This is a genomic window from Methyloligella solikamskensis, from assembly GCF_042676065.1.
Taxonomy (GTDB): Bacteria; Pseudomonadota; Alphaproteobacteria; order Rhizobiales; family Methyloligellaceae; genus Methyloligella; species Methyloligella solikamskensis.
The window spans coordinates 1,630,911-1,650,475 of the sequence record NZ_JBHTJO010000001.1; the positions used below are offsets into that span (position 1 = coordinate 1,630,911).

A 19,565-nucleotide genomic window follows, 5' to 3' on the forward strand; every position below is an offset into this window, starting at 1 on the left:
AGAAGTGGATTTTGTTCGCAGGTGCACAAAAGACACTGTTGCGGGGTCTGAGTGTCACGGTAGAGTCAAACAACTGGGAACCTTTTCATGAACGGCGGACGAAAGATGCGTCTTCTGTTTTTGCTTACGGCAACGGCTCTGACCCTAGGCGTGTTCCGGTTGGGTAGTGCTGACGCTCGGCCCATGTGGCTGCCACAGGTCGAGAACCCTTACTGCAAGGTGGCGACCTTCGCGCTTCCCAGCATTCCCGAGCAAGCGGCCTCCCTAACCGACGATGACGGCGAGGGGATTATCGTGGTCAGCGGTTCGACCATGACCAAGGCCCCGGCCTACAGCCATTTTCTTCTCGCTCACGAGTGCTGCCATCATACTTTGGGCCACGTGAAAATGCTGAAAAAGGGGTTGGGCCAGCTTGGCCCGCAGCCCTTCTTCTACATCAAGCCGGCCTTGCGCAAGATGGAGCTGGAAGCCGATTGCTGCGCGGTGAAGCTTCTCAAGGCGAGCCACGAGGATGACAGCATCATCGCCGGAGAAGATGCGATGAGCGCATTTGGCGACGAGCCGACGGGCGCCCATTATCCGACCGGATCGGAGCGTGCGGCCAATATCGCGGCGTGTGCCGGGGTCGAGTGAGTCGCGGCTGCTAGGCGCGAGGCGCTCTCGAGGTTTCCAGGCTCGAATCATTTCCTTTCGGGCTGGTACCGAAATCCGTCACCTTCGCTCGCACGTATCTCCTGGGACGACGATCAGCCTGCTCGAATCATCCGTGGCGCCCTGTCACGGCAAGGGCATAGTCGGGCGCTTTGATATAGACTGTCGGCAGGTAGCCGATGTGAAGTTTGCCGACGTCGGAGTCGGAGGAAGCAAGAGTGTTTGGACGTCTCGGCAGCGTGGGTGTTTTTGCGGGTCGGTATTTGGCCGTCGGCCTGCTCGCCCTCATCGGGTTCGGAGCGGTAGACGGCGCATATGCCCAAACGAGCGAAACGGAGAATGCGGGCCCGCTCCGGGTCTGTGCCGATCCCGACAACATGCCGTTTTCCAACGAGGCAGGGCATGGGTTCGAGAACCGGCTCGCCGAACTGATCGCCGACCGTCTGGGCCGCCGGCTGACCTATAGCTGGTATCCGGAGGCGCGCGGCGGCATGCCCACCCCCTTCAGCAACCGGGATTGCGCGATCGTCATGGGGTATGCGCAAGGAACGGAGCTGATCGAGGACACCAACCCCTATTATTACACCTCCTATGTGCTGCTCTACCGGCGGGACGACGACAGCCTGGCGGGCGTGAAGAGGCTCTCCGATCCGAGGCTCAAGAACAAGCGGGTTGGGATCGTGGCGCGGACGCCGCCGGCGGCGCTTCTGGCGACCAACGGGCTGACCTCGAGCGCGGTGCCGTTCGAGAGCGAATCCGACGATGGCGCGCCGCGGCCGGCGCTGGAGATGATCCATGCGCTCGCCGAAGGCGATCTCGATGCTGCAATTCTGTGGGGGCCGATCGGCGGGTATTTCGCGCAGAACTCCCACGTTCCGATCCGGGTGGTGCCGCTGGTCAACGAGACGGCCGGTCCTGCGCTGATCTACGGGATCACCATGGGTTTGCCGCCCAACGATCCCCAATGGAAGCATCAGCTGAACAAGATCATCGCCGAGAACCAGGACGAGATAAACGCGATCCTGCTGAGCTATAACGTGCCGCTGCTGGCCCCGGATGGGGAGCAGATCAAGTCCGCAGAGCGCTAGGCGCTACTGCTTGGCGGTCTCGTAGATCTCGCAGCGGGTCTCGTCCTGATCGATCCCCAACGTATCGACCAGAACGTCCGGTGCGCTTGGGTGAGGGAAGCCCGGCTGGGGCGAAACGGACACCACCACATTGTCGGTGACCAGCAGGATCGGCTGACGGAACTGGCCGTCCCAGGCGCGATAGGTGTGCTTGATGCCCTTGAAGCCGTTGAGCTGGAATTTGTCCGAGTGGATGAAGTCGCGGATGGTGTCGAAATCCGCATTGCGGTTGCGCGTGATCGCTTCGCCCACAGACCGGGCGGCGATATAGGCGTGATAATCAACCGGCAGCATGATGCGGCTGTGCTCTTCCTCGAAATGGTTGTTGAGCTGGCGTGCGCCCCATTTGGAATGGGCACCGTGCCAGCTTTCGGGCATCAACCCCGCCGTGCCGACCACGGGACGCAGTGCATCGCCCCGATAGGGGGCGTAGGGGGACCAGGCGCGGCCTTCGTCCGCAACGACGATGACGTCGTATGACGCGACATCGTCGCCTTCGGCGGCACCCTGGCTCGGGCCGGGAATGGTGCCGATGTCGTCGCGGTCGCGGCCTGGGATATCCTTGTAATTGCGTCGGTCGACGATATTGCCGCCGAAGCGCTCCGCGGCGCGTTCGATGGCGGCTGCATAGGCCTGATCGCCCTTGGTGGGGCCGGCCACGAGAAGCCAGTCCGTCCATTCCTCGGCGATCAGATATTGGGCCAGAGCGTCGGCCAGCATGAACCGGTCGGGCGCGACGTGGAGCACGTTGTCCCGGCACTGCTCCTGGCGGAGCTCCGTCTCCGGCGCGCGGACATTGAAGAGGAGCACCTCCTTGTCCTTGGTTGCATCGGCGAGCGCCAGGAGGTCATCGGCCGGCGCATCGACGATCACGTAGCGGATGCCCTGATCCAGAAGCTCCTGCAGACCGGCGACCGCGTCGTCGTCAGGACCAACCCGCTTCTCCTTGACGGAGTAGTGATCGCCCAGGAATTGGCCGGCGGAGTTGTTCTCCCGCAAGGCGGTGTCGGCGCCGGCGAGGCCGATATCCTCAGGCTCCTTGTCGAGACGGGAGGCGGGCAGGGTGGTCGGTCGGGTCACCTTCTTGAGGTAGCCGATCTCCACCTCGTTCACCTTCTTCCCGCTCGTCTGGGCGGGGTTGAAGGCGTCCGCGGCCGGGGCGGGAAGCGCCAGCAGGACGGCTCCGAGAAACAGGATAGCACCGGCCAGCAGCACATGCGGGGCCGGGCGCGCCACGCGGGTAGAGGCCATCGCCAACTCCTTCACAACCGTTTACGGCTTTCGCCTTCAGGCAAAAGATCAGGAAGATTTGGTATCACCTCCGGGAATTCATGGCAATTTGTCGCAGGCAGGCTCGCGGGTGGTGCGGCCACAGCTCGCGCAAAAGTGAGGATAAGCGCGCTGTTCAGAGGGTTTTAAGCGCTGGCTTATGTTAGTTTTCGGCAATTCTTTTATGGGGGGCTTTTAAATGGAATTGTCTGTTGGAGATGCAATCAAGCAGGGCTGGGAGATCTTCAAGTCCCGCCCGTGGTTCTTCGTCGGCGCGTGCGTGATCCTGTTCATTGCGTCCGTCGTGGTCGGAATGGTCACCGAAGGCATCGATTCCGTGCTGATGGGAGACGCGCCGGTCGATCCGGAGGTCCCGAGCAGCGGCACCTTGATCGGCAACCTCGTCAACTTCCTGCTGTCGACGCTGATCAACATGGGCGCCATCGCCTTCTTCCTGAAGGCGTATGACAGCCTTTCCGACGTGTCCTACGGCGATCTGTGGCACCCGCAATCCTACCTGCCGTATCTGGCGGTCTCGATCCTGTTCGGCCTGATGATCGGCCTAGGCATGCTGCTGCTGATCGTGCCGGGTGTGATCGCGCTGGTGGTCTTCTTCTTCTCGCCCTTCATTGTGATCGATCGGGCCATGGGCCCCATCGAGGCACTCAAGGCGAGCATGGAGATCACGAAGGGCCACCGCTGGCAGCTGTTCTTCCTGGTGCTCGCCATTATTGGCATCAACATCCTGGGTGTGCTTGCACTGTTCATCGGTCTGGTCGTGACCATCCCGGTCACAACGCTGGCGATCGTGCATGTCTACCGGCTGCTGGGCGGCGGAGCCGTTGCGCGGCCCGCGGATGCCACGCTGTAGCTTGAGAGCTCATTGATTGGAGCCGGTCGCCTCTGGCGGCCGGCTCTTTTTTGTCGCCTAGGCACGCCTCTCTCCACCGGCCTCTCTCAGGCAAAGAAAACGCCGGGTCCATGGGGAGCCCGGCGTGAGGAGAGAACTCTTAAGAAGCGAAGTCTTGGGATGAGGCGCGCTATTCCGCAGGGGTGAGCTCAGGCTCCTCCTTCTTCGGCTTCAGTGCCTCGGCCGCATTTTTCGGATTGCGATACACGTAAGGCTTCAGGGGCCGGCGGGACTCCTCGCGGGCCATCGCGGTCATCTCGCCGTGATAGGGCGACAGGGCGCATGCGGGGTCCGTATTGGTCGGATCGCCGGTGATGGCCATGGCCTGGCAGCGGCAGCCGCCCCAATCGACTTCCTTGAAGGCGCAGGAGCGGCAGGGCTCTTTCATCCAGTCGGTGCCGCGGAAGGCGTTGAACGCCTCGCCGTGCAGCCAGATGTCGAGCAGCGGCCGGTCGGCGACGCTATCGAACTCGAGCTGCGGAATGCTCTCCGCCGCGTGGCAGGGCAGGGCGAGGCCTGCGGGCGTCACGTTCATGAAGCCCTTGGCCCAGCCGCCCATGCAGGGCTTCGGGCGCTTCGCGTAATAGTCGGGCACGACCATGTCGATCGTCAGGATGCCTTTCAGGCGCTCGCGTGCCGCTTCCACCACATCGACGGTCTGCATGGTCTGCTCATAGGTCGGCATCAGCATCGCGCGGTTGAGATAGGCCCAGCCGTAATACTGCACATGGGCGATCTCCAGACGCTGGGCGCCCAGCTCGATGGCGAGGTCGATATAGCGGCCGACATTGTGGATGTTCTGGCGATGGATCGGCGCGTTGATGGTGAGCGGCAGACCCATATCGGTGACCCAGTTGGCCGCCTCCAGCTTCTTCGCCGTGGCGCCGGGATAGCCGCCGATGCGCTCTGCGTTCTCCGCATCCACGTCCTGGAAGGAGATCTGCACGTGATCGAGGCCAAGCTCCTTCAGCTTCTCAAGACGCTCGCGCTTCAAGGTGACCGCGGCGGTGATGAGATTGCTGTAGAGGCCTGAGCGGGCGGCCGCGGCGACGATCTCTTCCAGATCCTTGCGGGCCGTGGGCTCGCCGCCGGACAGATGCACCTGGAGGATGCCCATCTCGCCGGCCTGCTCCATCACCGAAACCCATTGCTCGGTGGTGAGCTCCTTGTTCACCCGCTCCAGCTCGATGGGGTTGGAGCAATAGCCGCATTGCAAGGGGCAGCGATGGGTGAGCTCGGCCAGGAGACCGATGGGCGCGCGTGCGCACAGGCCGCCAAGCGGGTCCGAATCGCCGGTGACGCCGCTGGTCGGCTCGTCGTCCACCGTGACGGACTCCAGATGCTCGTTCTCGTCGCCTACGTGGTCCTTAAGCTCAGTCGTCATATTGCTCACCTAAGCGTTAGAAGGACTTCAGAAATCCTTTGTCGGCCAAGTCCTGCAGCAGCTCGATCACGTCTTTTCGAATGACGTCGACCGGTGCCGAATATTGCTCGGCCAGGGTCTTGGATATGTCCTCCACGCTGCTGGCGCCGTCGCAGAGCTGAAGCACTTCAACGGCGATCTTATCCGGCGTCAGAATCCTTTCCGGCGCCAGAAGAATCCATCTGTCGCGCCCCTTATCGTGACGGAGCTTCAGATAAGGGGGCAAATAGGGCTTGGTGCCTGATTCAACGATCAGGCGGCCAGGCCGGTTCGTTTCAGCCATCTTGCTCCGCCGGTACGAATGCGCCTGGGGGAATCATTCCCGGATCGTAATACGCCAAGTAGAGCGCATCGAGCTGTACCCAAAGAACATTGGTCTTGAAGCGGAGCGCATCAAGAACGCCGGCTTGGGCTTCCGGCGTGCGCGCGTGCTGCTTCACATATTCGAGCGCAAAGTCCGCATCGCGGGGCGCCTGAGTCAGCCGGCGGCGGAAATACTGCATCACGCTATCGTCGATGAAGTCGTAATGCTCCAGCATGCCGGAGATGCGCTCCTCGTGGATCTTCGGGGCGAAGAGCTCGGTCAGCGAGGAGGCAACCGCCTCAACAAGCGTCTTCTCGCGGACGAAATTGACATAGGCCTCCACGGCAAAGCGCGTAGCGGGCAGGGCGCCTTTCATGGACTTCACGTAGTCCTCGTCGAGACCCAGGCCGGTGGTCAGCGCCAGCCAGCGCTCGATGCCGCCTTCCTCACCCGGCGCGCCGTCGTGATCGGTGACGCGGTGGGCCCATTCCTGGCGCAGCTCCCGGTCGTAGCAGCGGCTCATCAGGGCGGCGTCCTTGCGCGGCACCGCCGACTGATAGCAATAGCGGTTCAGGGCCCAGGCTTGGACCTGGCCCTTGTTCAGCTTGCCCCCATGGAGCAGCTTATGGAACGGATGCTTGTCGTGATAGCGCTCCGCACCGATGGCGCGCAGCTCCGCCTCCAGCTCATCTGGGCTTAGAATCTTGGTCACGGTGTTTCCTCGGTCTTCTCTTGCATGGCCCGGGCGGGACCGATCCGCACCCGCGTCTCCTGCAAGTTTATTCTTGCAGCAGATCATAACCGAATCCGCGGGTTTGCGTCATGAACACGAGAAAACGCGAAGATGAAGAAATTCCAACAATCCGGCGGATTGTCTGGCGACCCGCGCAATGCCGTCGGGACGAAGAGCAGATGCCTCCAGAGACCTTTTTGTTGACGAATCAGAGGCTTACTGCGGCGCCCTAAAGCTCTCTCGGAGCGTGGGCCTGATCAGGCTCACGCTCTAGATCGAGATCTGCTCGTCTGGATCCACGTCTTCATCGTAAGGGTGAGACGGCAGGGTATCCGGCTCCTCCTCAGCTTCCGGGGCCCTTTCCTCGGTCTCTCCCTCATCCGATTCTCCCGCCTCAGGTGCGGCTTCCTCAGTGTCGGGTTGCGCCTCGGGCTCCTCAGCCTCAGGCGCCTCGGTGGCCTCACCTTCCGGCTCTTCCGCGGACGGCGCCTCTTCGGTCTCCGGTGCCTTCTCCTCGACGGGCGGCATTTCCTCGAGCGCATCGGCGTCCGGTTCCGGCGCCGTCTCGGCGTCTTCGTCGGGCAGGGGCGGGACTGGCGCCTTGTCTTCGGACGACGTCTCGTCTTCTCCCTCGAAGGTCGGTGCCGGGGGCGGGCCGGGCTCGGTGACGTCTTCGTCAGCCGGTCCAGTCTCTTCTGTTGCGGCCTCTTCCTCAGCCGCCTCTGGGCTCGCGTCTTCCGGCTCGGCAGGCTCCATCTCCGCTTCGACATCGGCCGGCGGGGCTGGGGCCTCTTCGGCTTCGGTCTCTGCTTCGTCCGTCTCGCTCGTCTCAGGTGGCTCGCCGCCATAGAGCGGGCCGTCGACCTCTGGCTGCTCGACGTCCTCGTCTGCCGGCGTGAGATCCTCGACGGACTCTTCGGCGGCTTCGTCCGCGCTCTCTTCACCCATGAGATCGTCTTCGGAGGCGAGAGGCCTCTCCGGCGCGGTCTCTTCGGTGGCGGGCGCTTCCGGCGTCGGCGGTTCCTGCTCAAGCGCCTCTTCGGCGATCTCGTCTTCCGTGGCGTTCGGATCGATCAGGTGGAAGGACTGGCGGAAGCGCATGGCTTCGTCGCTGCGCGCATGGCCGGGCGGGCCGGCTGTCACCAGCATGTAGATCCGGTCGCCGGACGGGAGCAGATCGATCAGATGGATCAGGTTGTTGGACTTGTCGATTGTGGTGGCTTCGTAGCCGTGCTTGCGGGCGATCCTCGCCGGCCCCTGCTTGGAGACGCTGGAGCCTGAGCCCTTGGCGTAGGCCTCCACCAGGCGGCGGTAGTAATCGACATTGGCATCCGGCGCGCGGCCTTCGGGGTATTCGAAGACGATGGCGTGGTAGGCGGTGCCGTCACCCGGATCGACCTGGTAGTCGTGTTGGATCAGCGGCGTGTGGCCGGCAACGGGCTTGGCGGTGATCTTGGGCTGTCCGGGCAGGGCGACGGAAAAGAGCTGTTCCGGCGCCTTGAAGACGACCCAGCCGTCTTCGGTCCAGCGGCGCTTGAGGGCCTCTCTGGCGGCCTGTTCGTCCTTCTTGGTCGGCAGCGGAGGGATGACCGGGCCTTCGTCGACCTCTGCATCCGGATCGGCGTTCGCCTCGTCACTCGAAGGATCTTGCGGGGGATCCTGGGCCCAGGCGGTGTCTGAAATCCAGTTTAACGGCTTCAACTGGGTTCCGGCTGGCGCACAAAGCCCTAGGCCGCCAATCGCCAGACTGGCGAGCGCCACAACGACAATCCGCATTCTGTCCCTCATTGCGCTTCGTTTGATTCTCATCTTTATCACAGGCCGCTCGGCTGGTCCCGATCACCGTGGGTTCGTACGAGCTTTAGGAACTCTCCTTGCAAGCCGTTGTTTGTAAGCCTGAGGGCAACAGCCAATATTTCCGGCACTTCACTCGTTTATGACAACACAAGAGAGCTTCGAAACACCGCCGCATCCCGAGAACGACGCGGGCGAAATGCGATGTGTGGGCGTCGAGATCGAATTCGGGGGGCTGGACGGCCGGCGGACGGCCGTGTTTCTCGCAGACGAGCTCGGCGGCACGTACCGCCAGACGGACCCGTATGCCTATGAGGTGACGGGCACGCCGCTCGGCGATTTTGAGGTGACCCTCGATACGAGCTACGCCCACTATCAGAGCAAGTCTCATAAGCTTCTCGACGAGGTGGGATCGAGGCTGGCCAATCTGGTCGGAGCCGCGGCGGAGTTGGTGGTGCCGTACGAGATCGTGACGCCGCCCGTGCCCATGGACCGGCTGGCGGAGGTCGCTCGGCTGTTGCGGCGCATGGCGGAAAGCGGGGCGAGCGGCACGGAGAAGAGCGTGTTCTTCGCCTTCGGCCTGCATCTCAATCCGGAGACCCCGTCGCGGAAGGCCGAGGGCATCATGCCCATCGTGAAGGCCTTCGCGCTGCTCAGCCCCTGGCTGTGGCGCAGCATCGATCCCGATCCGACCCGGCGGCTGTTGCGTTTTGCAGATCCCTACGATCCGACCTATGTGCGTCTGATCGCCGATCCCGACTATCATCCGGATACGGCGCAGATGATCGACGATTATCTGGCCCACAATCCGAGCCGGAACCACGATCTCGATATGCTTCCGCTGTTCGCCTATCTCGACGAGGCCCGAGTGCGCGCCAGACTTCCGAACGAGAAGATCAATGGCCGCCCGACCTTTCACTACCGGTTGCCCGATGCGAAGCTGGGGGATCCGTCCTGGAGCTTCGCCAAAGAATGGAACCGCTGGGTGGCGGTGGAGAGGTTCGCCGCCGATGCCGACCGGCTGGCGGCGGCGGGGCGTGCCTATCTCGCCCGAGCGCACGATGAGGAGAGCTGGGCGGAAGAGGTCGCCGAGTTCATCGGCTCATGACCGCCAAACATGTGAACCCCGGACATAAGAACCCGGAGATATGAAACCCAGAATCGGAGTCACAAGCTCAGCCCGCGGCGGCTGGCGCAGCTTCATGATGCATCGTCTGGCTCTGTGGCGGGCCGGCGCCAAGGCCGTGCGTCTGGTCGCGGGGCGCGGCACCCCCACGGACGACCTCGACGGCGTCATCATTGGCGGCGGCGACGATATCGGCGCGGAGTTCTATGGCGGCGCGATGCTGCCCGACGTGCGTATAGACCCAGAGCGGGACGAGCTCGAATTCGAGCTCCTGGAGAAGACGTTGCCGACGGATCTGCCTATCTTAGGAATCTGCCGCGGTGCGCAGGCGATCAATATCGCGCTGGGCGGCACGCTTTATACCGACATACACGAGGTGTACGAGGAGGCGCCGAAGATGCGCACCGTGCTGCCCCGTAAACGGGTGATCATCCTGGAAGGGAGCCGGCTGCACGAGATCCTCGATTGCTCGCCCTGCAAGGTGAACGCCTTGCACCATCAATCGATCGACAAGCTCGGAGAAGGGCTGAAGGTGGTGGGCCGCGATCAGGTCGGCATCGTCCAGGCTGTCGAGGGGGAGGCCGACCGTTTCCTGGTGGGCGTCCAGTGGCACCCGGAGCTTCTCTTCTATGCCAAGGCGCAGCAGCGGCTGTTCCGAGCGCTCGTGGAGAGCGCGCGGGCGCGTATGCGCGGCGAGACGGTGTTCGCCGAGGGCGCGCCGGGTATCGACTGCGCTGACGGGAAGGGCGCATGACGGAGCCCGATCAGCCGTCCGAGGAGGCCGGTGGACCGTCCCGCCAGACCCTTTCGCGCTTCAAGCTCGCCCTGGGTGCTGGGGTCTTCGTTCTGCTGGTCGCGGGAGCCTATGTCTTCCGGGGCGACATCACCTTGCCGACGGAAGACGAGATCAAGTCGCTCCTCGACAGCATCGGCATCTGGGGGCCGATCGCCATTATCGGGTTCCGCTGTTTGGCGGCGGTGCTTGCCGTGGTGCCGAGCTCGGTGGTCGTGATCGCGGCGGGTGCCGCCTTCGGACCCCTGCTGGGTACGCTCTATATCCTGATTGGGGCGGAGCTCGGCGCCGCCATCGGGTTTCTGATCGGCCGGGCGCTGGGCCGCGATTTCGTCGAGGAGCGCGGCTGGATCTCGGCGCTTGAGCGCACGAAGGTCGGCTCCTGGCTGTTGGCGTCCGATGCGAGCCAGAACCGGCTGACGTTGGCGGTGCTCTATTGCCGGCTCCTGCCGGGTCTCAATCTGGATGGCGTGAGCTATGTGGCGGGTGTCACGCCGCTGACCATGTGGCGCTTCCTGCTGGGCAGCCTCGGTGGCTTGCTGCCCTACACCTTGCTGCTCGCCTATTTCGGCGACGGGCTCATGGAGATGGACCCCGGCCAGATCGCCATCGCGCTGGGCACGCTCGCCTGCATCATCGCGGCGCCCTTCGTTTGGAAGGGCATCGCGCGACACAGGAGACGGAAAGGAGAAGGCGCACCGGCGGGGCCGGGCGCCTGAAAAGTCCTTTCGCGCCTACGCTACTTGGTGAAGTCGACGTCGCCGCGGGATTTCAGATCGAGCTTGGCGATGCACTCGTCGATCTCGCCGTCCTGATCGGCGCAGGCCGTCACGTCGTTGAGCAGAAGCTGACCGACCTTGTCGCAGGTTACGTCGCCGATATCGAACACCTTGAGGCTGGTCTTGTCGGCGGCGAGGGGAGCGGCTTCCACGGCGAGGCGCTTGGCCACGATGCCGTCGGTGTCGAAGACCACGAGATCGAGCTTCAGGGTCTTGAAGCTGCTGTCGGTCTCGTTCTTGAAGACGAGATAGGTGCGGCAGGCGCTGCCCTGGGTCTCGACCTTGTTGAGCTCCATGCTCAGCTTCGCAGCCTCATCGGCTGCCGGCTCGCCGGCCGGCGCGGCGGGATCGCTCTCCTGAGCGGAGGCGCCCATGGGCATGGCGAACACGCCGCCAAGGGCAATCAAAAGGGTCAGAAGTGCAGCAGGCACAAACTTCATCGGACTCTCCTCTTTCGCGTTTCCTCTCGCCGGCCTTCAGGCTGGCCGGGCGGGTTGTGCACCCGGTCTCCATCCGTTTCTCTATAAGGAGATGCGCCGGATGCCTAGGGGCCGCCGACATTCAATAAAATAGCTGCATAGATTTCATGTCGAATATGAAGCTGCCGGACGGGAAACGAATCTACGCCATCGGGGACGTGCATGGCTGTCTGGATCTGCTCGACGGGCTGCTTGCGAAGATCGCCGACGACATTGCCGAGCACCCGGAGGCCGACGCGGAGCTGATCTTCCTCGGCGACTATATCGACCGCGGGCCCGACTCCCGGGGCGTGATCGACCGGCTGACCTCAGGCGAACTCCCGGCACCCGCGACCTTCCTCATGGGCAATCACGAGGAGATGCTGCTCACCTTCCTCGAGCGGCCCGGCGAAGCGCGCCAATGGGCGGTGAATGGCGGGGAGGAGACGCTAGCCTCCTACGGCATTCCGCCCGGCGAGCTGCCCCGTCATCCGGAAGCGGCCCGGGACCGGTTTCTCAAGCTGATGCCCGAGAGCCATCTGCAATTTTACAAGGCACTTCAGCTCTCTATCGTGCGCGGCGGCTATTTCTTCTGCCATGCCGGCGTGCGTCCAGGCGTGGCTCTCGACCGGCAGGACCGGTTCGATCTCGTCTGGATCCGCGAGCCGTTCCTCACCTATGACGGGGATTTCGGGAAGGTGGTCGTGCATGGGCATACGCCGGTGAGATCGGTCGAAAGCCTTCCGAACCGCATCGGGGTCGATACGGGCGGTTTCATCTACGGCCGGCTCTCCGCTGTCGTTCTCTCCGGCGACGACAGAGCCATCATCGACGCCACGCGATAGCGGCCCGCAGGAACAGCACATAAAGGACAGGACATATGGAAAAGGCCCGGCACCCATTGGGCGCCAGGCCTTTCGCTTCCGCGATTCTATTCTAGGACCGGCGGCGATCAGTCGATGTTGATGTTGGCGCCCGGGACACGGATATTCACGTCCTCGTCCCGGTCGTGGTGGTCGCTGTGATCGTACCGGTCGTGGTCGTGATATTCGCCGTGCTCGTCGTAGCGATCGTGATGATGACGATCCTCGCCCGCATCGACCTCAACGCCGTCGCGGCCGATCTCCACATCGGCGGCCGATGCCGTCGACGCCATGGGGAGCACCGCGAAACTGGCGGTGAAAAGGGCTGTGGCCGCGGTGATACCTGTCAGCTTGTGCATGAGACTGGTCATTAACGTCGCCTTTCTGTCGGTTCGGTGGGCATAACTAACGGGTCGAGGCGGGAGTTCCGGGGGCCGCCGGAGACCGATCTCAATGCCTGCGTTTAAGCCTGAAATTGCAACCGATAGGGGCGACGTGAGGCTGAAAACAAAGACTTTTCAGCGTATTTATCCCGATCAATTACACGCAACCGTTTAGCGGAATAGCAAGGTTGTCGTCCTAACTTTCTCGAAAATGCAGGGAAGGTTCGGAGAAGTCTTGTGTCCGCCCGGATTTTGGTGATCGACGACGATCCGTTGATGACGGATGTCGCCAGTGCTGCGCTTAGTGCGAAGGGCTTCTCGGTCGACCAGGCCGAGAGCTGCCTGTCGGCCATCGATCTCATCAAGAAGAACGATTACGAGCTGGCGCTGATCGATTATCAGATGCCCGATATTGACGGGCTGACCTCGGCCCGGCTGCTGCAGTCCCTGACCGCGGAGACCCATGTCCCGCGGCTTGTCGCCCTTACCGGCAATATCGAAAAGCTCAGAGCCCAGAAGGGCGCCGAAGACGCCTTCTACGACGTGCTGGAGAAGCCGATCTCGCCAGCGGACATCGTGCGCTACGTGCAGCGGACGCTTGGCGAGACGGATCGCGGGCGGCTTGCCAACCTGGCGCGCAGCCTCTGGGAGCAGCGAGGTTTCAAGACGGCGCCGCGGGCCATCACGGTGCCGGTGCCGACCCGCGACCAGTCCACGGCGCTCAGCCTGTTTTTCCAGCCGGCGGAAGACGGTGAGGCCGATTGCATCGTACTCACCAAGGAAAGCGGCGTTTCCGAGCTGGAGCGGCTGCGCTTGCACGACGGAAATCACGTGCTTCCCGTGGTGGATCTCACGGGCAAGGTGCGGCTGGTCTCCGATGTGGCCCTGAATGCCGCGGCACCTGAGGACTGGGCGGAGACCGCCGATGCGGTGGCGAAGTTCGCCCGCAACCGTTTCCGGCTGGAGGACCGCTTCAAACGCGCAGAAAACCTCAAGGACCAGCTTCTCGCCTATCTCTACGTGTCGGAACGGGATTTCGCGCCCGACTACGATCCGTCCCATCCGGCTTGCATCAGTTATCCCGGCGGATTTCCGCAGACCGCGGTGGCGGCGGCGGAGGACCTGGTGATCCAGGGGCTGCTCTCCAGCCGCTTCGCCGACCGTTTCTATGTCTGCGGCGCCTGCCAGTCGAAGCGGCTGTCGGTGCGGGAGGAATGCCCTGGATGCCGCTCCGCCGATATCGAGGAAAGCGAGCTGATCCATCACTTCCGCTGCGCTTACCAGGCGCCGGAAGAGGCGTTCCGCTCCGGGGCGCAGCTGGTCTGCCCGAAATGCAAGAGCGCGCTGCGCCATTACGGTCACGACTACGACCGGCCGGGCAAGGTGTTCGTCTGCGGCTCCTGCGGGGCGTGGAATTCCGAGCCGGCCGTGGGCTTTATTTGCATGGATTGCGGCACCCATAGCGATGCCGAGGCGATCTCGCGCCAGGACGTTCACGCCTATTCCCTGACGGCCAAGGCGCGCCAGATGCTGACCGGCAACGCGCGGACCTTGCGGATTGAGACGGCGCCCGCGGCCAATGGGCAAACACCGGGGAGTGGGGAGGGGGACGTGCCGCCGCTTCCCGAAGAGCTCATCCGCGTCCTGCACGGGTCGGGACTTGATCCGGAGTCGGAGCGGGAAATCTTTCAGGTGGTGGAGGTCTTCTACGGGGCCGAACCCGGAATCGTAGCTCAGAGCGGGTACCCGGTCTTCGCAAAGCTGCGGCGGCTCTTCCTGGAGAACCTCTCCAACCTGCTGGCCGATTACGGCCGCGTGGTGCCAGGCGAACGGCGGGACTATCTGGTGCTTGCCGACGACGACGCCGCGAGCCTGGAAGCCTTTCTGACCAGAGCCTTCGCTCATTCGGAAGAGACTTTGGTCGAATCCCTGCGACCCGAATACCGGCTGGTGCCGCGACAGGAGATCGTTGCGGCGTCATGAGCGATATCGAATTCGGCCTTTCCATCATCACCGGGCAGAGCGGCCAGAGCCTCTTCGTGGTCTTCTGGTACTTCCTGCTGTTCGAGTTGCCGCGCTATGGCATCGCCTTCGTCGCGGTGAGCGTGGCGCCCCTTGCGGTGAAGCTTCTGCCGTCGCCGCGGAGTGCAGCGCCGCGTGTGGCGGCCTTCGACCGGCGAAGCGTCACAGCAATCGTGGCGGGCCACAACGAGGCCGACGTGATCGAGCGCTGCGTACGCTCGCTCCATGAGCAGTCTTTGCCGCCGCTCGAAATCATCGTGGTCAGCGACGGATCGCGCGATGAGATGGCGGAGATCTCCGCGCGTCTCGTTCGCGAAGGACTGCTGACCCGGGCGCTCTCCACGGATATGCGCGGGGGCAAGTCGGCGGCCATGAATCTCGCCATCGCGGCCAGCCGCGGGGACATCATCGTCAATGCCGATGCGGATTGCTCCTACGACCGGTTCGCGCTCGCCAATATCGTGGAGCCCTTCGCCGATCCCACAGTGGGTGGCGTCTCTGGCGATATCGTGCCGCGCAACGGCGATGCGAGCCTCACCGCCAAGATGCAGGCGATCGAATATCTGCTGACCATCTCCATCGGCAAGCTGGTGGGCAATGCCACGGAGCAGGTGGTGTGTATTTCCGGCGCCTTCAGCGCTTTTCGCCGCGACGCCCTGGACGACGTCGCGGGATTCGACGTGGGCGGCGGCGAGGATCTCGATATCACCATGCGTCTGCGTGAGAAGGGCTGGCGCGTGGTCTTCGCCGGCGAGGCGATCTGCTACACCGACGTGCCGGTGAAGACCTGGACCCTGATCCGCCAGCGGCTTCGCTGGGAGCGGGATTCGATCTGGATCCGGTATCGCAAGCATCGCCGGTTGTTGATCCCGTCATGGTCGGGCTTCCGCATGCTCGAAGCCTTCCATCAGTGGGACTTCCTGATCTTCGGCGTCCTGGCGGCGGTGATCTTTCCGATCTATCTGGTCTGGCTGTTCGGCCAGTACGGCGCGGTCGCTATCCCGATCCTGATCGCCATGCAGCTCGCCATGATGGCGGGCGACTTCATTCTGCTGGCCATGGCCGATCTGGTGACCGGTCGGCCGGTCTTCGCTCAGAACGCCGTCTATATGCCGGCCTACTCCATCTACACCGGCTACTTCATGCGCTTCGTGCGGCTCTACGCCTATTTCGAAGAAGTCTTCCTGTTCGGCTCCCGGCGCGACAACTACGTGCCGGCCAAAGTGCGCGCCGTGCGCCCGTGGTGACGTCATGCTGAAGATCCACAAACGTCCAAGCGTCGACAAGCTGGTGAGCGAGCAGCGGGTGGAGTCCGCCTCCTGGGGGCGGCGCATCTATCTGGGGCTGCTCGCGCTGCTCGGCCTCGTGATCCTGAACTACCTGTTCGGCGACATGGTCTTCCTGCGTGCCGAAGGCATTCTGCTGACGGACCGCGATGCGGTGGCGGCGACCTATCCCGGGCAGGTCGTGGCCGTGGAGGTCGCCGAAGGCGAGACAGTGGAGCAGGAGGACGTGCTGGTCCGCATGGAATCGGCGCAGATGGTGCGGGACATTGCCGAGCTCACGCTTCGGGCGGCCGAGATGAGCGAGCGAAAGGCGCAGCTTCAGGTGAAGCTGGGCGTCGTCTCCTCGCTGCTGCCGATCGCCGAACGTCACGTGACGGAGAGCAACGCCACACTCGATGCCTTCGACAAGCTCGACAACAAGGGGCTCGTCTCGAACGCGCGGGTGAATGAGGCGGTGGAGAACAAGTTCGATGCCGCCGAACGGTTGGCGGAGCTGAAGAGCCAATCGGAGATCCTCGAAACTCAGCTTCCCTCGGTGATGGAGTCCTACGACAGGGCGATCGGTGCCCTGAACGGTCTTAAGGCGCTCTACGATGATGGCATCGTCCGCGCGGTGCGTGGCGGCACGGTGGGGCCGAAGGTCCCGACCCAAGGCCAGGTGGTCAATTTCGGCGACGATCTGCTGACGATCTACGGTTCGAAGACCTATGTGCTGGCCTACCTGTCCAACGACTATCTGTTCGAGGTGGAGCCGGGGCAGAAAGTGCGCGTCAGCAGCGGTGCCCAGGCCGTCGACGGACGCATCGATGCGGTGCTCGGCGTGGCCGATACCCTGCCGCCGGAATTTCAGAATCTCTTCAAACCGCGGGATCGCGGGCGCCTGGTGCGGATCGCCCTGGACGGGGAAGGTTTCGCTGTCGCCCAAAAGGTGGAGGTGCGGGGCTGTTGGCTGATCTGCCAGGGGCGTGAGTGGCTGATGTCGGAGCGGGGTGAGGCGCAATGAACGCCGTCACGACGCTCACAGCACCGCCTCAGGCCGCGACGCCTATGGGCTGGTGGCGATACGCGCTGGTTTTCGCCGCGATATTCGGCGCATGTCTGCTCGGCGTGAGCCTCACGCTGACCGAGGGGCGCGTCGCCTCGGTCTGGGTCGCCAACGGATTGCTGGCGGCGATCCTGCTGCGGTCCTGCGCCGCTGGCCGGCCGTTTTCGGAGCGGGCGGGCATTGCCGGCGTGGGCTTCCTCGGGAACACGGCTGCCAATGTCGCGCTCGGCGACCCATGGCTGATCACATTTGGGCTGCCGGTCTGCAATCTGATCGAGGTCATGCTCTGCACGTTTCCGTTGCTGGCCCTCCGCGAGCCCCTGGATTTTTCCAGGCCGCGGGTCCTGTCAGCGTTCTCGATCGTCTCGCTCACCTTGGCCCCCGCCGTCTCCGGCGTGCTGGCGGCCGGGTGGCTCAGCCTCGTGGATGGCGCTGACTTCAGAGAAATCTTTTGGATTTGGTACCCGACCGACGCCTTGGGTCTGCTGATCGTCACGCCTATCGTGATGACGGTGCACAGGGCTGATTTCGAGGCGCTTCTCGCGCCGCGCATGCTCCTGAAGCTCGGCATCGTCCTGGCCGTGATGATGGCCGCACTGGCGCTCGTGTTCTGGCAGAAGAGCTTTCCGTTCCTCTTCTTCGCTTTTCCGGCGTTGCTCTTCGCGGTCTTCCAGCTTGGATTCCTCGGTGCGGCGATCGGCATCCTGCTGACGGCGGTTGCCGCCTATATCGCGACCAATAGCGGCTTCGGGCCACTGCTGCTGGCCCATGGCGACATGCGCACGACGCTTGTCATCCTGCAGATTTTCGTGGCGACGACGGCGCTTGAGAGCCTGGTCGTTGCGGCTATCCTCGATCAGCGCAAGAAGTTGCAGGAGCGTTTTCTCGAGGCGCTCCGGTTCGCTGAGGAATCTGCCCTGTCGTTGGCGAAGGCTCAGCAGGAGGCCGAAACAGCGCTCGTCGCGGCCAAGAAGGCGAGCGAGGCGAAGACGGATTTCCTGGCCTCGATGAGCCACGAGATCCGCACGCCGCTCAACTCGATCATCGGCTTCACGGGATTGGTGCTCGATGGTGAGACGATCTCCAACGAGGCGCGCCGGCGTCTGCTGCTGTCTCAGAACGCGGCTCATTCCCTCGTCACGATCGTCAACGACATCCTCGACTTCTCCAAGATCGAAGCGGGGAAGATCGATATCTCGCCCCGTGCCTTCCCCGTCGCATCTCTGGCGGACCATATGATTTCCATCGTGCATGGCAGCGCCGAAGGGAAGGATCTCGATCTCAGTCTTGAGATCAGTGACGACGTTCCGTCCTGGCTCTTTGGCGACGACAAGCGGATCGGCCAGGTGCTTCTGAACCTCCTGAACAACGCCGTGAAGTTCACCGACGAAGGCTCGGTCTCCTTGCGCATCGTCGATGAAGGCCAGACGGCGTTCGGTGAGAAGATTGGGTTCTACATCAAAGACACCGGCATCGGTATTCCGGAGGACAAGCGGGATCTGCTCTTCCGGCGCTTCTCCCAGGTGGACAACACCGTGCAGCGGCGCTTCGGTGGGACCGGGCTGGGGCTCGCCATCTGCAAGCGTCTCGTCGATCTGATGGGCGGCGAGATCGGCGTTGAGAGCGAGGCCGGCGAGGGCTCCACCTTCTGGTTCCGGCTCGTGCTGCCAAAGGCGGAGGCGACTGCACAGCCGACCCTTCCGGAGCGTCGGGTGAAGCTGCGCCCCTTGGACATCCTGCTGGTGGAAGACCTGCCCATGAACCAGGAGATCGCCGCCGCCTATCTGGAGAAGGAAGGCCACCGGGTTGACCTCGCCGACGACGGGGCGGATGCGGTCGAGGCGGTCCAGAACAAGCGCTACGACCTGGTGCTGATGGATATCCAGATGCCCGGGATGGACGGCATCACGGCGACGGAGAAGATCCGCGAGCTCGGCGGAGCATTCGCCACGCTCCCCATCATCGCCATGACGGCGAATGTCCTTTCCGAGCAGGTCGCGCGGTTCAAGGCGGCCGGCATGAACGATCATGTCGGCAAGCCTTTCGCCAAGCCGGATCTGCTGCGGACCATCGAGAAATGGGGGCCGAAACGGCCCCAGCCACAGGAGGAAACGATGGAACCCGCCAACACCGATGAAGCCGGCAATTTCGACGAACAGACCTTCACCGAGCTCGGCGCCCTGTTGGGCAAGGAACGGTTGGAGAAGCACATCTCGACCTTCGAGGCGATGCTCGCCGATCTCTACGTCAACGGCGAGGACCACGATTCCCTGGCCAAGGCGGCCCACAAGCTGAAATCCGTGGCCGGCATGCTGGGCTTCATGCGCGTTTCGGGGCTTGCGAGCGATTTGGAGCAGGCGTGCGAGAGCCCCGAGGCCGTCGATCCGGCACTTGCACGGCTGAAGGAGGCGGGCGATGAGGCCTCGGAACGTCTGCAGCGCATGCGGGCGGCCTGAGGGCGCTTCATCCTGAATTCTGCCGCATCTTCAGGCGATTAATCTCCTTCGCTTGAAAGCCGGTTGCGTATGGCTTCCGGTGCGGGCTACGATTCTTTCGAATCGGGTGCTTTGCGAGGTTGAGCGCGAAGCGCCATTTGGGA

18 protein-coding genes are annotated in these 19,565 nt (G+C 63.4%); 11 read left to right on the top strand and 7 right to left on the bottom strand.

Translation table 11 applies throughout. From position 1 onward, the window contains the following. Positions 1-183 precede the first annotated feature (183 nt). A complete protein-coding gene (locus ACFQ2F_RS07905) occupies positions 184-633 on the top strand; it encodes a hypothetical protein (protein ID WP_379088235.1) in 450 nt (149 codons plus the stop codon). A gap of 236 nt (positions 634-869) precedes the next feature. Continuing rightward, the gene (locus tag ACFQ2F_RS07910; RefSeq protein WP_379088238.1) at positions 870-1,739 is read left to right on the top strand and encodes a quinoprotein dehydrogenase-associated putative ABC transporter substrate-binding protein; all 870 of its coding nucleotides are present in this window, start codon (positions 870-872) and stop codon (positions 1,737-1,739) included. 3 nt (positions 1,740-1,742) lie between these two features. Here the strand turns inward: ACFQ2F_RS07910 and ACFQ2F_RS07915 are convergent, their stop codons facing one another. Next, a complete protein-coding gene (locus ACFQ2F_RS07915) occupies positions 1,743-3,029 on the bottom strand; it encodes an ABC transporter substrate-binding protein (protein ID WP_379088241.1) in 1,287 nt (428 codons plus the stop codon). 217 nt (positions 3,030-3,246) lie between these two features. Here ACFQ2F_RS07915 and ACFQ2F_RS07920 point away from each other — a divergent pair, with 217 nt between their 5' ends. After that, positions 3,247-3,918, top strand: coding sequence for a DUF975 family protein (locus ACFQ2F_RS07920; protein ID WP_379088244.1), 672 nt, complete (start codon positions 3,247-3,249; stop codon positions 3,916-3,918). 169 nt (positions 3,919-4,087) lie between these two features. Here ACFQ2F_RS07920 and pqqE read toward each other — a convergent pair whose 3' ends face one another. From pqqE to ACFQ2F_RS07940, 4 genes are all read right to left on the bottom strand, one after another. Beyond that, a complete protein-coding gene (pqqE, locus tag ACFQ2F_RS07925) occupies positions 4,088-5,341 on the bottom strand; it encodes a pyrroloquinoline quinone biosynthesis protein PqqE (protein WP_379088247.1) in 1,254 nt (417 codons plus the stop codon). Positions 5,342-5,357: 16 nt separating this feature from the next. Continuing rightward, positions 5,358-5,663, bottom strand: coding sequence for a pyrroloquinoline quinone biosynthesis peptide chaperone PqqD (pqqD, locus tag ACFQ2F_RS07930; RefSeq protein WP_379088250.1), 306 nt, complete (start codon positions 5,661-5,663; stop codon positions 5,358-5,360). Continuing rightward, a complete protein-coding gene (gene pqqC / locus ACFQ2F_RS07935; RefSeq protein WP_379088253.1) occupies positions 5,656-6,396 on the bottom strand; it encodes a pyrroloquinoline-quinone synthase PqqC in 741 nt (246 codons plus the stop codon). Before pqqC ends, pqqD begins: the two co-directional genes overlap by 8 nt. 291 nt (positions 6,397-6,687) lie before the next feature. Next, positions 6,688-8,193 (bottom strand): hypothetical protein, encoded by a 1,506-nt coding sequence (locus tag ACFQ2F_RS07940; protein ID WP_379088256.1) that lies wholly within the window; start codon positions 8,191-8,193, stop codon positions 6,688-6,690. Positions 8,194-8,353: 160 nt separating this feature from the next. Here ACFQ2F_RS07940 and ACFQ2F_RS07945 point away from each other — a divergent pair, with 160 nt between their 5' ends. The 3 genes from ACFQ2F_RS07945 to ACFQ2F_RS07955 are packed head-to-tail and all read left to right on the top strand — an operon-like array spanning position 8,354 to position 10,849. Continuing rightward, a complete protein-coding gene (locus ACFQ2F_RS07945; RefSeq protein WP_379088259.1) occupies positions 8,354-9,319 on the top strand; it encodes an amidoligase family protein in 966 nt (321 codons plus the stop codon). Positions 9,320-9,359: 40 nt separating this feature from the next. After that, positions 9,360-10,091: a gamma-glutamyl-gamma-aminobutyrate hydrolase family protein gene (locus ACFQ2F_RS07950; RefSeq protein ID WP_379088262.1), complete on the top strand. Its 732-nt coding sequence runs from the start codon at positions 9,360-9,362 to the stop codon at positions 10,089-10,091. Further along, entirely contained in the window at positions 10,088-10,849 is a 762-nt protein-coding gene (locus ACFQ2F_RS07955) for a TVP38/TMEM64 family protein (RefSeq protein WP_379088265.1), read from the top strand. The genes ACFQ2F_RS07950 and ACFQ2F_RS07955 overlap by 4 nt, the downstream gene beginning before the upstream one ends. A 20-nt stretch (positions 10,850-10,869) precedes the next feature. On the opposite strand, the gene ACFQ2F_RS07960 is transcribed toward ACFQ2F_RS07955, so the two are convergent. Beyond that, a complete protein-coding gene (locus ACFQ2F_RS07960) occupies positions 10,870-11,349 on the bottom strand; it encodes a hypothetical protein (protein WP_379088268.1) in 480 nt (159 codons plus the stop codon). A gap of 146 nt (positions 11,350-11,495) precedes the next feature. On the opposite strand from ACFQ2F_RS07960, the gene ACFQ2F_RS07965 reads away from it, so the two are divergent. Further along, complete coding sequence (locus tag ACFQ2F_RS07965; RefSeq protein ID WP_379088271.1) at positions 11,496-12,212, top strand: metallophosphoesterase; 717 nt, start codon at positions 11,496-11,498, stop codon at positions 12,210-12,212. Positions 12,213-12,319: 107 nt separating this feature from the next. On the opposite strand, the gene ACFQ2F_RS07970 is transcribed toward ACFQ2F_RS07965, so the two are convergent. Continuing rightward, positions 12,320-12,601 (bottom strand): hypothetical protein, encoded by a 282-nt coding sequence (locus ACFQ2F_RS07970; RefSeq protein ID WP_379088274.1) that lies wholly within the window; start codon positions 12,599-12,601, stop codon positions 12,320-12,322. Positions 12,602-12,850: 249 nt separating this feature from the next. Between ACFQ2F_RS07970 and ACFQ2F_RS07975 the strand changes: the two genes are divergently transcribed. The 4 genes from ACFQ2F_RS07975 to ACFQ2F_RS07990 are packed head-to-tail and all read left to right on the top strand — an operon-like array spanning position 12,851 to position 19,422. Continuing rightward, positions 12,851-14,596, top strand: coding sequence for a TackOD1 domain-containing metal-binding protein (locus ACFQ2F_RS07975; protein WP_379088277.1), 1,746 nt, complete (start codon positions 12,851-12,853; stop codon positions 14,594-14,596). Next, on the top strand, positions 14,593-15,882 hold the full coding sequence (locus tag ACFQ2F_RS07980) for a glycosyltransferase (RefSeq protein ID WP_379088281.1): 1,290 nt from the start codon (positions 14,593-14,595) through the stop codon (positions 15,880-15,882). Before ACFQ2F_RS07975 ends, ACFQ2F_RS07980 begins: the two co-directional genes overlap by 4 nt. Before the next feature lie 4 nt (positions 15,883-15,886). Then, positions 15,887-16,924, top strand: coding sequence for an HlyD family secretion protein (locus ACFQ2F_RS07985; RefSeq protein WP_379088284.1), 1,038 nt, complete (start codon positions 15,887-15,889; stop codon positions 16,922-16,924). Beyond that, positions 16,921-19,422: an ATP-binding protein gene (locus tag ACFQ2F_RS07990; protein ID WP_379088287.1), complete on the top strand. Its 2,502-nt coding sequence runs from the start codon at positions 16,921-16,923 to the stop codon at positions 19,420-19,422. The genes ACFQ2F_RS07985 and ACFQ2F_RS07990 overlap by 4 nt, the downstream gene beginning before the upstream one ends. The last annotated feature ends 143 nt before the right edge of the window (positions 19,423-19,565 follow it).